The 15,653-nt window shown below is 42.5% G+C and carries 13 protein-coding genes; 6 read left to right on the top strand and 7 right to left on the bottom strand.

Annotated features, from left to right (window positions below):
- Positions 1-6 precede the first annotated feature (6 nt).
- From accD to KHS79_RS07640, 6 genes are all read left to right on the top strand, one after another.
- On the top strand, positions 7-1,053 hold the full coding sequence (gene accD, locus KHS79_RS07665; RefSeq protein WP_212718053.1) for an acetyl-CoA carboxylase, carboxyltransferase subunit beta: 1,047 nt from the start codon (positions 7-9) through the stop codon (positions 1,051-1,053).
- Entirely contained in the window at positions 1,043-2,314 is a 1,272-nt protein-coding gene (gene folC / locus KHS79_RS07660; RefSeq protein WP_212718051.1) for a bifunctional tetrahydrofolate synthase/dihydrofolate synthase, read from the top strand. The genes accD and folC overlap by 11 nt, the downstream gene beginning before the upstream one ends.
- Positions 2,315-2,488: 174 nt before the next feature.
- Positions 2,489-3,175, top strand: coding sequence for an SPOR domain-containing protein (locus KHS79_RS07655; RefSeq protein ID WP_212718049.1), 687 nt, complete (start codon positions 2,489-2,491; stop codon positions 3,173-3,175).
- A gap of 73 nt (positions 3,176-3,248) precedes the next feature.
- On the top strand, positions 3,249-3,773 hold the full coding sequence (locus KHS79_RS07650) for a CvpA family protein (protein ID WP_233468307.1): 525 nt from the start codon (positions 3,249-3,251) through the stop codon (positions 3,771-3,773).
- An 86-nt stretch (positions 3,774-3,859) separates the two neighbouring features.
- A complete protein-coding gene (purF, locus tag KHS79_RS07645) occupies positions 3,860-5,371 on the top strand; it encodes an amidophosphoribosyltransferase (RefSeq protein WP_212718047.1) in 1,512 nt (503 codons plus the stop codon).
- Between the two features lie 58 nt (positions 5,372-5,429).
- Positions 5,430-6,647 carry an O-succinylhomoserine sulfhydrylase gene (locus KHS79_RS07640; protein ID WP_027708553.1) on the top strand — a complete coding sequence of 406 codons (1,218 nt, stop codon included), beginning with the start codon at positions 5,430-5,432 and terminating at the stop codon, positions 6,645-6,647.
- 74 nt (positions 6,648-6,721) lie between these two features.
- Here the strand turns inward: KHS79_RS07640 and KHS79_RS07635 are convergent, their stop codons facing one another.
- The 7 genes from KHS79_RS07635 to KHS79_RS07605 all read right to left on the bottom strand — a co-directional run bounded on the left by KHS79_RS07635 (position 6,722) and on the right by KHS79_RS07605 (position 15,151).
- Complete coding sequence (locus tag KHS79_RS07635) at positions 6,722-7,522, bottom strand: DUF817 domain-containing protein (protein WP_212718045.1); 801 nt, start codon at positions 7,520-7,522, stop codon at positions 6,722-6,724.
- A gap of 223 nt (positions 7,523-7,745) precedes the next feature.
- Positions 7,746-8,486 (bottom strand): hypothetical protein, encoded by a 741-nt coding sequence (locus KHS79_RS07630; protein ID WP_212718040.1) that lies wholly within the window; start codon positions 8,484-8,486, stop codon positions 7,746-7,748.
- On the bottom strand, positions 8,483-9,520 hold the full coding sequence (locus tag KHS79_RS07625) for an alpha/beta hydrolase (protein ID WP_212718038.1): 1,038 nt from the start codon (positions 9,518-9,520) through the stop codon (positions 8,483-8,485). Before KHS79_RS07625 ends, KHS79_RS07630 begins: the two co-directional genes overlap by 4 nt.
- A gap of 11 nt (positions 9,521-9,531) precedes the next feature.
- On the bottom strand, positions 9,532-11,421 hold the full coding sequence (locus tag KHS79_RS07620) for a GMC family oxidoreductase N-terminal domain-containing protein (RefSeq protein ID WP_212718036.1): 1,890 nt from the start codon (positions 11,419-11,421) through the stop codon (positions 9,532-9,534).
- Positions 11,402-13,354 carry a GMC family oxidoreductase gene (locus KHS79_RS07615; RefSeq protein WP_212718035.1) on the bottom strand — a complete coding sequence of 651 codons (1,953 nt, stop codon included), beginning with the start codon at positions 13,352-13,354 and terminating at the stop codon, positions 11,402-11,404. The genes KHS79_RS07620 and KHS79_RS07615 overlap by 20 nt, the downstream gene beginning before the upstream one ends.
- Entirely contained in the window at positions 13,344-14,717 is a 1,374-nt protein-coding gene (locus KHS79_RS07610) for a hypothetical protein (RefSeq protein ID WP_212718032.1), read from the bottom strand. The genes KHS79_RS07615 and KHS79_RS07610 overlap by 11 nt, the downstream gene beginning before the upstream one ends.
- Positions 14,708-15,151: a divergent PAP2 family protein gene (locus KHS79_RS07605; protein ID WP_212718024.1), complete on the bottom strand. Its 444-nt coding sequence runs from the start codon at positions 15,149-15,151 to the stop codon at positions 14,708-14,710. Before KHS79_RS07605 ends, KHS79_RS07610 begins: the two co-directional genes overlap by 10 nt.
- Positions 15,152-15,653 lie beyond the last annotated feature (502 nt).

Genomic DNA, 15,653 nt, shown 5'->3' with positions numbered 1-15,653 from the left:
GAAAACATGGCTAATTGGCTACTCGATAAAATTCTGCCATCGCTTTCACGACCTGATGACAGTAGCAAACGTCGTAGTGTTCCTGAAGGGCTTTGGAAAAAATGTATAAAATGTAATTCTATTCTCTATGCGCCAGAGTCTAGAAGAAATTTGGATGTCTGTCCTAAGTGTGATCACCATATGCGGATATCTGCTCGTATTCGCCTTGATTATTTTCTGGATCTTAATGGTCGAGAAGAAATTGCTGCAGATTTAGAGCCTGTTGATCGTCTTAAATTCAAAGATAGTAAAAAGTATAAAGACCGACTCAGTGCTGCACAGAAGCAAACGGGTGAGCGTGATGCGCTGATTGTCATGAAAGGCGCTGTGATGGATGTGCCTTTAGTTGCTGCTGCCTTTGAGTTTTCCTTTATGGGTGGCTCGATGGGGTCTGTAGTGGGTGAGAAATTTGTGCGTGCAGTTAATACGTGTCTTGAACACCGACTGCCGTTAGTTTGTTTTGCCGCAAGCGGTGGGGCAAGGATGCAGGAAGCTTTGTTTTCACTGATGCAGATGGCTAAAACCAGTGCCGCGCTGGAAAAAATGAAAGAGGCTGGCTTGCCTTTTATCTCGGTATTAACTGATCCTGTTTATGGTGGGGTATCTGCCAGCTTGGCTATGCTGGGGGATATTAATATTGCTGAGCCGAATGCGTTGATTGGTTTTGCCGGTCCTCGAGTGATTGAGCAAACGGTTCGTGAGAAGCTACCAGAAGGTTTTCAGCGCAGTGAGTTTTTGCTTGAGCATGGGGCGATAGATATGATCGTGCCGCGTGCTGAGCTACGGGATCGTATTTCGGGAATTATAAGCAAGCTGGTCTATGCGGACCAACCTAAGGTTGCTGAGGACCAAAGTAGTTTGCTAGCAACTGATGATCAGGTTGCTGCTGACGAGTCGCCAGCAGCGGGAGAGCTTGAGACAGAAACAAATACCCCCTCAGAGTCCTATCTGACGGATGAAGCCGCTGAAACTGCTGAGCATAAACCGGAGTCAGTTAAAAAAGATGAGGTTTAACTGTCTGCAGGACTGGCTTCATTGGCAAGAGTCTTTGCATAGCCAAGAAATTGATTTAGGCCTTGAGCGGATACAGGTGGTGTGGCAAAGACTCGCTTTAGGTAAGCCAGCACCTTGGGTTTTTACTGTAGCAGGTACTAACGGTAAAGGCAGTACTGTTGCACTGCTCAATGGCATTCTGCAGCATCATGGCTATAAAGTGGGGGTTTACACATCACCCCACTTGCGACGTTACAATGAGCGGGTTGTTATCAATCAGCAGCCTGCCAGTGATCAGGATTTTTGCCGTGCCTTTACCGCCATTGATCAGGCACGAGGCGATATTCCCTTAACCTATTTTGAGTTTGGTACCTTAGCGGCATTATGGCTGTTTGCTCAGCAACCTCTGGATGCAGTGGTGCTTGAAGTGGGCTTAGGGGGACGACTCGATGCAGTTAATATCATTGATGCGGATGTAGCAATAATCACATCAATTGGGGTAGATCATGAGGCTTGGCTTGGCTCTGATCCTGAGGGTATTGCGGCGGAAAAGGCGGGTATTTTGCGAGCGGAGCAATGGGCCGTTTGCGGAGAGGTTCCTCACCCTCAGAGTATTGTGGTAAAAGCTAAAGACCTGGGTACCCATCTTTTTTGCCGAGAACAGGAATATCGTGCAGTAAAGCAAGGGGACGAGTGGACTTTTACCGGCCTTGGAAGCACTGGGCTGCCTGTTACTTGGTCATCGCTTCCTTTACCAAAACTGGCGATGGTGAATGCGGTGAATACCTTGCAAGCCCTTGCATTGTCACCCTTTACTTTGGAATATGATCTACTGTGTGCTGCACTAAAAGCAACGACAGTTGCTGGACGTTTTCAACGAATACCCTGGCGTAACCCTCAGGGTGAGATGATTGAGCTAATTTTGGATGTAGCTCATAATCCTCATGCCGCTGAGAATTTAAGCCGGCAATTACAACAGTTGCCGCCTGCTAAAATGCAAGCCGTACTGGCCATTATGATGGATAAGGATAGCCTTGGGGTGGTTAAGCCGCTCGCGGCCATGGTTGATACCTGGTGGATTAGTACAATACCTGGTCTGTCACGGGCTAAGCCTTGTTCGGTATTGGCAGATGAAATGCAAGCACATTGTCGTATTGAGCAAAAAACAACTGTTGCAGATGCGCTGATGAGTGCGATTGAGACTTCAGCTGCGGGAGATCGCATCATAGTCATGGGGTCTTTTTATACTGTTGCAGCAGCCATGGATGCCCTTGCACTGTAGTGTGCATCTTTAGCTGAAAATGATTGTCAAAAGAAATACGCTATAAGCCGTTTAGATAGTGAACAACCAAATAGCCAGCATGCCAGTGTAAGCTTATTACCTGGCATAAACTTTATTTATGTGAAGTCTTATACTGTTGGCGTCGTACAATAAGCTCGAGTACGAGGAATCTTCATGTTAATTGATGATGGTTTAAAACAACGTGTTGTTGGTGCCATCGTTTTAGTGGCAATTGCCGCTATTTTTTTGCCTTGGCTTTTTGATGAAAAGACCACCTATGAGCGAGTGAGTGCTGAGTTACCTCCACCACCACCTGTTATTGCAGAGCCAGATTTCGTGGATGAGGCAAGGGCTCAAGCCAAGAAAGAGCTTGCAGCGATTAATCCAAACCCTGAGCAAGCAGAAGTCGTTATTGATGAACCGGTTTTAGATGAGACGACTGCATCAACTGCAGCATTAGATACGACAAGTGTTTCTGAAAAAACTGATGCTGTATCTTCAGAACCTAACCAAGACACTCAGCAAGTGGTTGAGCCAAGTGTGGCGGAGCAACCGGCAGCAAAAGTCGTACAACAGGATAATGCTGAAGACAAACCTAGCCTCGATGCAAAGGGCTTACCCATTAGTTGGACAATTCAAGTCGGAACATTTGCAGACAGTAATAACGCAAACTCGTTAGTGAAAAAGCTACAGACCGAAGGTTATAAAGCCTATAGTCAAAAATTACCTAGTAATAAGCATGGTGTGATAACACGTGTTTTTGTGGGGCCTCGTTTTACGAAAAAACAGCTACAACCTGTTGTTCAAGCACTACATGAAAAGTGGCAGTTGGACGGTATCATTGTGAGGTATACCCCTTAGCCAAGCTTGGGCGCTTGGCTGCCATCTGTTACAATGCCCGCCAATTTCCTGACACAATAAAGTGAATATTTTTATGGCTGTGATGTTTACTTGGGTGGATTGGTTAATCGTTGGCATTATTGCTATATCTAGCCTTATCAGCTTGTCTCGTGGCTTCTTGCAAGAAGCTTTGTCGTTGGTTATCTGGATTGCAGCAGTGATTATTGCCTGGACATTTGGCGGTAGTCTTGCTCATATCTTCAGTGAATATGTCGCAACACCTTCAGTTCAAAAAATACTCGCCTGCAGTGTATTGTTTCTGGCGACCTTAATAGTGGGAGGCTTGGTGACCAAACTGTTGTCAGAGCTCGTCAAAGCAACAGGTTTAACAGGCACTGATCGTGTGCTGGGTATGCTTTTTGGAGGTGCACGTGGTGTTGTAGTGGTGGTGTTATTAGTTGGCATCGTGGGCTTTGCACCCGTTGAGCAAGATCCATGGTGGCAGCAGTCTCAATTAATTCCTTACTTTAGAGAGGCGGCTGATTGGTCTATGGATACCTTAATGACATGGCTTCAGCCAGTCTTAGACCAGGTAAGTCTTAAGCAAAAAACCACTTAGCTTTGCAAAAACAGAGCCTCTAGAAGGCTCTGGCCTTTAAAAATATAAACTATAGTTTGATCATTCAGAACTGATGAGGTAGCTGCATGTGTGGGATAGTCGGCATGGTGGCCAAGCGTAATGTCAATCAGCCACTTTATGATGCATTGACAGTATTGCAACACCGGGGGCAAGACGCAGCGGGGATCGTGACATGTGCAGATAACCGTTTTTTTTTACGTAAGGATAATGGTTTAGTTCGAGATGTTTTTCGAACACGGCATATGCAGCGCTTAGCAGGTAATATTGGTATTGGTCATGTTCGTTACCCCACCGCAGGAAGTTCAAGCTCAGCTGAAGCCCAACCATTTTATGTTAACTCACCTTACGGGATCACCTTAGCGCACAATGGTAATCTCACTAATGCAAACCAAATAAAAGAGCACTTATTCAAAGCCGACCTTCGTCATATCAATACTCACTCAGACTCAGAAATTCTCCTAAATGTTTTTGCACATGAGCTACAAAAGCAAAATAAATTCATACCAGAACCTGCGGATATTTTTGAAGCGATTAAACAAGTGCACCATCGGTGTGAAGGTGGCTATGCGGTGGTTGCCATGCTGGTAGGCCATGGTATTGTTGGTTTTAGGGATCCCCATGGTATACGTCCTCTGGTGTATGGTCGTAAGGAGACCGCAAATGGTTATGAGTACATGCTGGCTTCAGAAAGTGTTGCGCTGGACGCTTTAGGTTTTGAATTGGTTGCGGATGTTGCTCCAGGTGAGGCCATTTATATTTCTGCAGAAGGTGAATTGCATCAAATGCAATGTGCTGATTCTCCTCAGTTAACACCTTGTATTTTTGAGTATGTTTATTTTGCACGCCCTGACTCAATTATTGATGGTAGCTCCGTTTATAAGGCTCGCTTAAAAATGGGAGAAAAGCTGGCCGAAAAAATTCTGAAAGCTTACCCTGATCACGATATTGATGTTGTCATTCCGATACCCGATACAAGTCGTACCTCAGCATTACAAATGGCCAACCGACTTGGTGTTAAATATCGCGAAGGTTTTATAAAAAATCGCTATATTGGTCGTACTTTCATTATGCCTGGCCAAAAAGAGCGTAAAAAATCAGTACGACAAAAACTAAATGCGATTGATTTGGAATTTCGCGGCAAAAATGTGTTATTGGTGGATGACTCTATTGTTCGTGGTACGACATGTAAACAAATTATTGAAATGGCGCGTGATGCCGGGGCTGCAAAAGTTTATTTTTGCTCTGCAGCGCCTGCGATTCGTTTCCCCAATGTATATGGTATCGATATGCCCTCGGCCCATGAGCTGATTGCATTTAATCGTACCGAGCAGCAGGTAGCTGAGATTATTGGTGCTGACTGGTTGATTTATCAAGATTTGACAGACTTACAACATGCTGTAGCAGAAGGATCAGGAACGACTTTTGATGGCTTTGAGTGTTCAGTTTTTGATGGGCATTATATCACTGGTAATATTACGGATGATTATTTAGAACAATTACGTCAACAACGAAGTGATGCCGCGAAAAAGAAAAAAATTGCGGAAGACACTGTCATTGATTTGCATAATGATGCGTAAGTGATGAAGTAAAAATATTAAATCGTATGTTTTGTGTAGTAGATAAGTGGAAATAACCATGAGCAAATATGATTATTTAGGTGAGCGTTACCAGTTCGATTATTCTGCAACTGAACTTGCTACACAAGCCATTCGAATGGGACATCAGCGTAGCCCAGAAATGGAACACGCAGAGCCGATGTATATGACATCAAGTTATGTTTTTAACTCTGCTGCAGAAGCTGCTGCGTGTTTTGCGGGTGATATTCCTGGTAATGTTTACTCCCGTTATACTAACCCAACTGTTCACTTATTTGAGTCGCGGATAGCTGCATTAGAGGGAGGCGAGCGAGCGGTAGCCACTGCTTCGGGTATGGCGGCTATTTTAAGTGTGTGCATGTCATTGTTGAAAGCGGGTGATCATGTCGTTTGCTCGCGTAGTGTTTTTGGTACAACCACTACCATCTTTAGTAAATATTTAGCACGGTTTGGCGTGACAACCGACTTTGTTCCCTTAACAGATTTAGCCCGTTGGCAAGAAGCCATCAAGCCTGAAACCAAAATGTTGTTTTTGGAAACTCCCTCAAATCCCTTAAGTGAAGTGGCGGATCTCAGTGCATTAAGTCAGCTGTCTAAAGCAAATGACTGCTTACTCGTAGTGGATAATTGTTTTTGCACACCGATCATCCAACAACCTCTCAAATTAGGGGCAGATATTGTTGTGCATTCTGCCACCAAGTTTTTAGATGGTCAGGGGCGGTGTGTAGGTGGTGTTGTTGTTGGTCCAGATAAGCTACTGGAAGAGATCCATATTTATATGCGAGCTGCAGGACCTTCAATGAGTCCCTTTAATGCCTGGGTTTTTCTAAAAGGGTTGGAAACCCTTTCACTGCGTATGAATGCTCATTGCGATAATGCACTAGCGCTGGCTCAGTGGTTAAATGCACAGCCAGAGATCGAGCATGTTTTTTATGCAGGGTTGGAATCCCACCCACAACATGCGCTGGCAAAGCAGCAACAGAAGAAATTCGGTGGTGTACTGGCGTTTAGAGTAAAAGGCGGACAAGAAGAAGCTTGGCGTTTTATTGATGCGACACGAGTAGTATCGCTAACGGCGAACTTGGGTGATGCAAAAACAACCATAACCCACCCTGCAACCACCACTCACTGTCGTTTAACCGCTGAAGATAAAGCTCAGGCAGGTATTTCCGATAATTTAATCCGTGTTGCTGTGGGTCTAGAAGATATTAATGATTTGATTGCTGACATGCAGCGTGGCATTGATGCGATAAAATAATTGATGCTATAACATAATCGTTGCATGGCTAAATGGGTAGAGCGTTATATATGCTCTACCTTTTTTTATTTCTTTTAATTGATCTTTAAATGACCTACCCGACGTATTTTGACGTTATTAATTAACGATACTAATACAAAGCTGATTAGCATGAGTAGGTACCATGAGCTAAGTTTCGAAAGCGAAACCATTTGCCACTCTGACGATTGGTTTGGGTATAACCATATATTGGTAAACGTAGCGATATTCTCAGCAAACCATATGAATAAAGCAACCAAAAGCCACCCTACTAAAAGAGGCATATGGCGATGTGTTTTGATAATTTTAAAATAAATTTTTATACGATAAAACAAGAGTATGGTAAGCCCTAGTAATAGCCAGCGGAAATCCCAAATATAATGATGGGTAAAAAAGTTTATATAGATTAATGTGACTAAAATTAGGGTGGCAGGCTTTGAGGGGTAATGGGAATACTCAAACTTAAATATACGCCAAACGCGCGCGATGTAGCTACCTACAGCACTATACATAAAGCCAGTGAATAATGGTACGTTACCAATACCAAAGACATACTCTTCTGGATAACTCCAAGACTGTATGGCATCTGATGTTTTAAACAGCTCCATAACTGTCGCAACGATATGAAAAACGATGATAACAAGTGACTCTCTCATCGTTTCTAGCTTGGTTGCTAACAGTAAAACTTGAAAAGCGATAGCCGCAATAAAAATAAAGTCGTAGCGGTGAAGGTTTTCAAGGGGGTACCAATAACTTGTGATAATCATGGTAGCCAATAGAAAACCGCCAAATATACTGGCATATGCTTGCTTTAAACCAAATAGCCAAAGTTCGTTAATGATTTTTTTGAACGGCATAATTTCTTCAGATGTTGTTATGTAAAGAGTATTGCTTCTCTGACTTAATGTGGCCTAAATGAAGCTCGCTGATTATAGTAGATTAGGCGCAGGATTATTCGTTAACTAAGACGAGTTAAATAGATTTTGTCTATTTTGTTCGTTGTGTTTATGTTCAACTTCGCAATTATACACTTTATCAGAGGCGTTTATACTTACAGACCCTAGTGTTTTTTTATCCTTTTTATCTGTTCTTGGAGTGCTGTTTAGAAAAGTATACTTGTGTTAAAGAGCGTATGAAAAATACCAGAAATTGTTTGAGTGTCCGAAGTGGATGTGTGGCTTTAATTGAAAATGATATAAGTTGTTGAATAAAGCGCCAAGGGTAAATATAAATAACACCATAAGCGGAAGGCTGATTGTAGACAAGTATATCTCGTATTTTATCAAGACTGATTTGCTTATGTTGAGTGACGTCTGGTGTAAGTGCATATAGTGAAGTAAATAGTGTGGTGGTGTCTTGCCATATACGCCATGGTTTTAGCCAGGAAAAACCAGCATTACTCACTTTTTTAAAACCATGTACCAAAAAAAAACGACTATGATTGGCATTGGTGGCTATGAGTACATATTGCATATGTTTCGTGTTGGCATTGATGTGCCGAAACAGTGTAAACCGACCACTAAGGATCGTTAATTGGTGCTGCGTTGTTAAGGCTTGGTTTGTTTTATTAAATAAAGGATTAAGCCATAACTGACCTGCTGTTATCTTTCCTGGTAACCCTTTTTGGTATTGTGATGCAGTAAGCTGCTTTTTATTAGGGATTTTTACCTCAATGCTAATATCTTTAAGTACCATTTGATGTGTTACTTGATCCGCTATTTTAAAGGCATCAATATCTTTTAACTCGGGGTGTTGTGCATCAATATTGGGTTGCCAGCTTAGCTGGCCAGACATGGTTTCGGTAAAGCAAACGGAGGTCATGAGTTGTTGTCACCCTTTATTTTGTTGTTTAACCTAACGCATGGTGGTGATATTAAAGTGGGTAACACAAGTTGCTTGTCAATTTGCTCGCTTAAAAAAGCTATTATTTGATTGCGAATATATGGTCCTACAGGATAAGGCTCATGATCTAAAGCATGTTTGGCTTCTGGGCATTGCCAAATATCTACTTGAGTATGTTGCTTGGGAAATCGTTTGATCCAATGCTTAAGTTTGGGAGTATTTACATACCAGTCGGTTTGGTCTCCCGCTAGTGCAATAAATGTTGGTAGCTTTTGTGGAAGGGCCTGCTGCTGAGCTTGCCATGCAGCAGCCAGTAAGCGTATAGCGAATAATGGATTCTGGATGGGAAGAGCAGGACTCGGTGGCCCAGCAACGGGAGGATTAGGATTATTCGTTAATGTGCTTAACCGTGCTACTCCATCACCACCTGAAAAAGGATGAACAGCTATACCTGGAGTAATTAATAATAAGGCTGTTAATGGCCTGGAGAAGATCCGATGTAAATTTACTTGTTGGCTGATTCGAGTTGCCACTAAACCACCAAATGACCAGCCTGCCAGGATGAGTGGCCGCTCTTTTTCAGCTGCAGTTTGTTTTTCTACCAAAATTGCGATGGCTGCCAGCTCATCAAAGGTAAAAGTATCAATTGGCATGGTGCGTGACAGACCGTGTGATGGCCAGTCAAAGCTAATCACCCGAAATCCTGCCTGGGTCCATGTGTTAAAAAGGGTTGGGTGATTATCAAGCCGGTCAGCATGGCCATGCAAAAATAAAATATCTCCATGCGCTGAACGATTTTTGGGTTGGAAAATACCAACGCGTACATAACCTTTATGTTGAGCTTTAATATTGTTAATCGGCAGTTGAATAAACTCCTGAGTGGCATATGTGTGGGAAATCAACACTGCACAAATGACAAATGTAATAAGTTTTTTAAAAGAAGGTGTAAGGTAGATAATCCACGGCAGTAAATAAGTCGTTCGGTAACTGCTAAGCCTATTATCAGTAGTCATAACAGGGAATCCTAAGCTGATGTTTGGGTTGCTTGTTTAAAGGGTTTTGTGGTGGCTGGCTGAGCAGTAGCTATCTTGTTAGTTGTTTGGGTATGTTGAGGAAATAAATTGGGAAGGTCATGACGAATAATGAAATAACTAGCACGTTCAGCAAGTGCTGTGATGGTCAACAAAGGGTTAACGCCCAGGCTGGAAGGTATAAGTGAACCATCAGCGATATATAGTCCTGGATATACGCCACCATCCGGGTTATAAATCCTGCCACAATCATCCGTGACGCCATGCGTTATATCATCAGCCATGTTACAGCCCCCAAGAGGATGGACAGTAATTGGGACAGCGCTTTGACTTCCTAATAAAGAGACAGCTCTTGGGTTATTTTTGACATGAGCTTGCTGTTGATTGGCAAGTTGTTGCAATACTTGTTGTATATCTTGATAAATCTGTTGCTGACCAGCGTGTTGCCAGTTAATGTGAAGACTATTACCACGCCAACTTAGTTGGCCTTTTGCTTCATCTTTTCCCATCGCTAGCCACACTAAACTATGATTTAAGGGGCTTTTTGCATGCCAGGCAGAGTGAGGGGAGCGGCTCAAACTATGCAAAAGTGACAAGAGTGGTGATGGAAAAGCACCTTCTTCAAGAATAAAACGTTGCTCAGGTGGATCAAAAAATTGGGCGATATGGGTAATAGTGGGACCAGTATCGTAATTTGTATGATGCTGTTGGCCAGAACCTACACTTCCTGAAAAGGCTTTGTGGGCTGAGGTAAAGGCAATGGCATCGGCATTTCCGGACAGGTTTTTTCCCAGACGCTGACTAAACCGCATGTAATTAGTTGCAGCTGAACGTAACAGAATTTGTTGTGTCCCCAATACACCTGCACCCAAAACAAGTAAATTACAATAAATGACTAATTTTTTTTGTTTAAGCTGGTTATTTTCTAAATAACGTGATGTTGCTTGAATCAGGTAACGGTAATCAGGCTGGTCACTTGGCCGAATATGAGTAACTTCAACTTGACTAAAAATCTCTGCTCCTCGTGCTTTAGCTAAGGGTAGATAATTCATTGTCAGTGAATTTTTTGCTCCACGGTTACACCCAGTCACACAATCACCACACAGATTACACTTAAACTGTCGAATACCCTGGGTGTTGAGCGAGCCATGATGTTGAGTAAGATTGACGGCGATAGGTGCTTTAGCGACCCAGCTGCGACGCTGATGATGTGCTGCCCATGACTTTACAGTGTGGCGAAATAATTGCCCTTTAGCCAGTGGCGAGCGCTGGTAAATAGTTTGTCCTCTAAAGTCAGTTAGAGTGTAACTTGTACAGGTATGTGCTTTGGGTTCTTTACCAAACAGCCATGAGCCTTCCAGCTGCGGGTCATGACGTCGGACAACCGTAACATCATGATGATCATAGTACTTTTCAACAGCAAGCATCTGTCGTACTTGTCGATAAAAAGGCGTCAGTTGACTGGCAGTTAACCGACGAGGCCACACGGGTTTACCTTCAGATTTTTGCTCAAACACTGATGGTGCTGGTGCTAATACCACACCCGCATTAATCAGTGAGCCTCCACCTAAACCATTGGCAACAAGCACATCAAGATCACTTGTGAGTTTAAAGTCAAATAGACCCAATGGGGTTATGGGCGTTTTAAGTGCGTGTACTGCTTGTTTCAGGTACTTTGGAAAATCACCTGGCTGATATTCTTGTCCGCGCTCCAGAACTACTAGTTGTCCATTTGGAAAAAAAGGACTAAGCCTGGCAGCCATAACGGAGGCTCCATAGCCTGAGCCTACCACAACTGCCGTGAAGCAATATTCATTACTGGTTGGCTGTGTGCCGATTAATGAGGAAAGGCGTTGATATTGACTAGCTTGTTTTCTGGTCATGGAGGTATGCCTCTCTCAGAATATCATCACTGGCTTTTTCGGCAATCATGTAAATGGGTAATACAATAAAAAGACCAGGAATGGTTGGAAAAATTGAAGCGTCTACGATGCGAACATTTTCAGTGCCTATCACTTTAAATTGGTTATCGACTACGGCTTTTGGGTCACTAAGATGGCCCATTTTATTGCTACAGGAGGCATGATGGCCCCATGCTTCTTTTTTTATAAATGCATCCATTTCCGTTTTGGTATCAATGTCGGGACCAGGAACAATTTCGTTACCATGGTTAGTATCCAGCCAGCTTAATTGTTCGGCACGTTGATTAATTGTTCTGACAAATTCGATGCCTTCGCGAACTGCCGTAAGATCATAGTCACCGTCATGGCCATCATTAAAATAACGAAAATTAATTTCGGGAGGCTGGGTTGGGTCTTGACTGCGAATACGAACATAACCGCTTCGGTTGCGAGTATGTCCTTTTAAAATAGCCCAAGTAAAATAGCGTGGATCAGCAATAGCTTTACCGGCAAAGCCTGGTTCATATCCTTCAAAACGACTTGGGCCTCCAAAGATAAATAACTCAGGCTCTTTGCCTCCAGCGGTGTGGCGTTTTTTTATTCCTGCAAGAATGCCATTAGTGCCGTATGTTTTAAAAGGCTGCTGCTGTTGATACTCTTGCATACAAGGATCATTAGGCGCACCAAATGTGCAGTTTTTGAGGATATTAAAAGGCTGCTGGTAACGGCTGACCACAGCAACCTCAATGCGGTCTTGCAGGTTTTCTCCTACACCAGGACGATTTGCCAGTACTGGAATACGGTGTTGCTTTAACAGTGTTTTTGGGCCTATGCCTGATAGCTGTAACAGTTGTGGGCTGTTGAATGCGCCTGCAGCAACAATGACTTCTCGACGGGCAAATGCGACCTGCGGTTTATTTGGCGTAGTGCTTGAAGTCGCTGCGAGTGGGTCGGCTTGATATTGGTGCTTGCCTATACTGAATTGTACACCCGTTGCTTGTAACTGACCCGTTTTACTGGGTTTGAATAATATTTTTTGTACAAGGGCTTCTGTCTGCAGTACTAGTTTTGTTGGGTGTTGCTGCATGGTTTCAAGGACATATTCGCGGGTGCCTCGACGCTGATGATGGTAAGTTGATTGAGGAATCATGAATAAGCCTTCGGCCTGGGCTGACACGTTATCCCAGTCGTTAGGGTTTAAGCTAAATCGTGAACGCAGGGCCATCGCCGGATTATTTAAGTTCGCTTCGATATCGAAGGCTCGACCTGTGGTATTAGAGGTCAGTGAAGCAGCGGTAATTAATTTACTTAACACCTGATCTTTTAATAATACGGCTGGTGATGCCTGCTCAATAGGCAGCCACTGCTTTACCCGATCGAAGTATTGTCGCATAGGGTAACTTTGCCAGCTTTTATCTCCTGTCAGCTGTGCAATGTTGTCCCAGTCTTTATTGGCGGGATAAAGCGTTAACATGGCGTGGTGAGCGGTGCAGCCACCCACAGTACAGGCTCTGGGATAAAGCATGCCTTGTTGGGACTTGACGAAGCGCCGGCCATGGAGTTTAGGGTCGCTATAATGTTGAACATAAAAGTTCCAGTTCATGGTCGGGTCTTCAGAGGCTAATAAATGAAAAGCAGGAATCTGATAGTTCAGATTCTTTGCTTCCATTGCACCAGCCTCTAACAGGAGAACGGAATAACCTGCTTTCGCCAGATTAACCGCTACGGGGGCACCTCCAGCACCTGAACCGATTACGATATAGTCGTAGTGTGTATTTGGTTCTACGGCTGTAGTTATAGAGCGGCTTTTGGATATAGCTAAAGAGCTTAGGCAGATACCCGTTGAACCATACATAAGCTGACGAATAAAGTGTCTACGCAGTGGATTATGGAGTTTAAATGGGTTATCTGGCATGGACGACACCTGGTGTTTGAGTCATTGATAAGTGTTGACGGCTAAATTGTTTGTAACCAAGTCCAATGACACCCGCGGTTAACCAAAGCAATAATGAGATTGGCCAGTTGTTAAGTACGAGTGTTGAAATACTAAGGATGGTGCTAATAAGACTGATCCCTATACCAAAAAACAATGTAGTCATCGTTTTTGCGCTAAATAAAAAGCAGCAGCCAAAAATAAATAACAGTAGCTGGCAACCCAATACACCAAATAACCGATAACTTTCACTATTGAGTAGTGTAAGAGACATTAATACCCCAAGCGTCATTGCAAAAAAAGCCAGGTGTACGCCAATATAAGATGGTTGAGGTGATTGATGTCGTTGCTGTTTTAATAGCATTAATCCTACCAATAATAAAATACTAAATAATCCACCGTATATTTGAAAATAAGAAAAAGTATTTACGGGTTGGCTCGGTAACGCTGCAAAAAATTGCCAGCCCGCTTCAGTGCTTAAAGCAATCAGTAGAATGGTCCAAACTGTATAGCAAAATCTATTTATGGTGATTCGTTTATGTGGGCATAGTAACCCAGCAACCCCATGCCAAACTGTAAGTAACCAAAGGGTAAAATAGAACAGCTCTACGGTTAAATGTAATGGATAGTAGTCAGGGTTAAATAAGGGGTAGATGCTAAGCAATACGAAAAGTGTAAAATTAAATAAAGTTAATGTGGCTAAGCCTTGGCGCCATTGGATAGTAAATAAGTAAATAGCGTTTACTATTAATATAATTAAGTTAAACCAAAGGAGCTCCCCATATAGAAAGCTAAAATAACTCCAAACAGTAGCCAGAATTGAACTAAAACCAAGCAACCAAGGGTTTAATAAGGCAATACCAATTCCTGCCAGGCACAACCACCACCATAAAATACTTTCCGTTATCGTGTTGGTGAGAGCGAACCACTGGCAGGATGCAAATAAACTAATACCTATCGCTAAACCTCCCCAGCAACTCCAAACCCATGATTGTATTTGTTTGCCTTGCATACGTCTTACTAAACTAATAGTTATTGTTATAACGCCAATAAGCGCAAAAATAATGATATAAAGAAGTGGTGGAATTAAGATTAAATAGTCAGCAATTAATACGACTATGCCTGCAAGTAAAAGGCTGATCTGTAATTGTTGTAGTGAAACAATAAAGAAAGAACCTGTTTGACGATTAGCAAGTTGTGCTTTATTCATTTGTAACCATTGCCAAGCCATGATTAAAGTTGCCATTAAGTAGGGGAGAAATAAACGTATTTTTTTCCATGCTACTGCATAAAAAGGTAATGTTGGTTGATATTGTATTTGAGTTGCGGTTGGTATTACCCCCATAATGAAGCTCCAGCAGCACATATCAAACCAATCATGACACCTATGGCTACTTCTTTAGGTTGATGACCTATAAGCTCACATAATGGTGAAGAGAAGTTTTTTGAGGGAAAGCAAGTTTTATTTAATTGATTAATGGCTTTCGCATGATCATTTGCTGCAAGTCTAACCCCCATAGCATCTCTTAAAGTAATAAGCATTAAAGCAAAAGCGATGATGCTGGTTGTTGATAGCCCTTGGTAAAAAAAAGTAGAAAACGCCAAAGCGCTGACAAAAGCGGAGTGGGAGGATGGCATACCACCCTGTCCAAATATTAAATACTGAAGATTGATACGCTGTTGTGCCCTGCAAAAAAGCACACCTTTTGTCAACTGCGCAATACACCAGGCAGTTACACAGCTGATAGCAATCATATACTCACTATTTGACGTATTCATTAGCATAATTTTACCCAGTGGCGTTAGGTTATGGGACTTGTTCAGTAGTACTGAGTATTGATTAGTAAATGGTCATGATTGCTTACAGCATGATGATTGATAGAAACACGCACTAGTCGATATAAAAACAATGGTTGTTTAATTTTCATTTTAATAGATGACCTTTATATAAATAACAGTTGTTTTTTAATACTTTTAAATATCTTTTAATAAAATTTCATTTTTGATTTTGCTTATGGATGTAGGACTATAGAGCTTTAAATTCTGAAAAATATTTCGTACTTTTTTTGAAACGAGACAAGTTTTTTAAACTTGTTGAGTGAGTGATGTGTTGAATGTGAATTTTGTTCTATGTTGATGCTAGGGTCTGTTAACACTATTTGAATATCACTGTTATGACGGTAAAAGCACTTTTACCGTCATAACCCATCGGGCTGTGAGTCCTTCCCTGGAGGCTCCTTATATCAGAATAATTGCCACTTCCTTGCGGCAAACAGTTCAG

It is taken from the genome of Zooshikella ganghwensis (genome assembly GCF_018263875.1).
Taxonomy (GTDB): Bacteria; Pseudomonadota; Gammaproteobacteria; order Pseudomonadales; family Zooshikellaceae; genus Zooshikella; species Zooshikella ganghwensis.
Note: the sequence above shows the minus strand (reverse complement) of the source record. Positions and strands in the feature narration are given on the sequence as shown.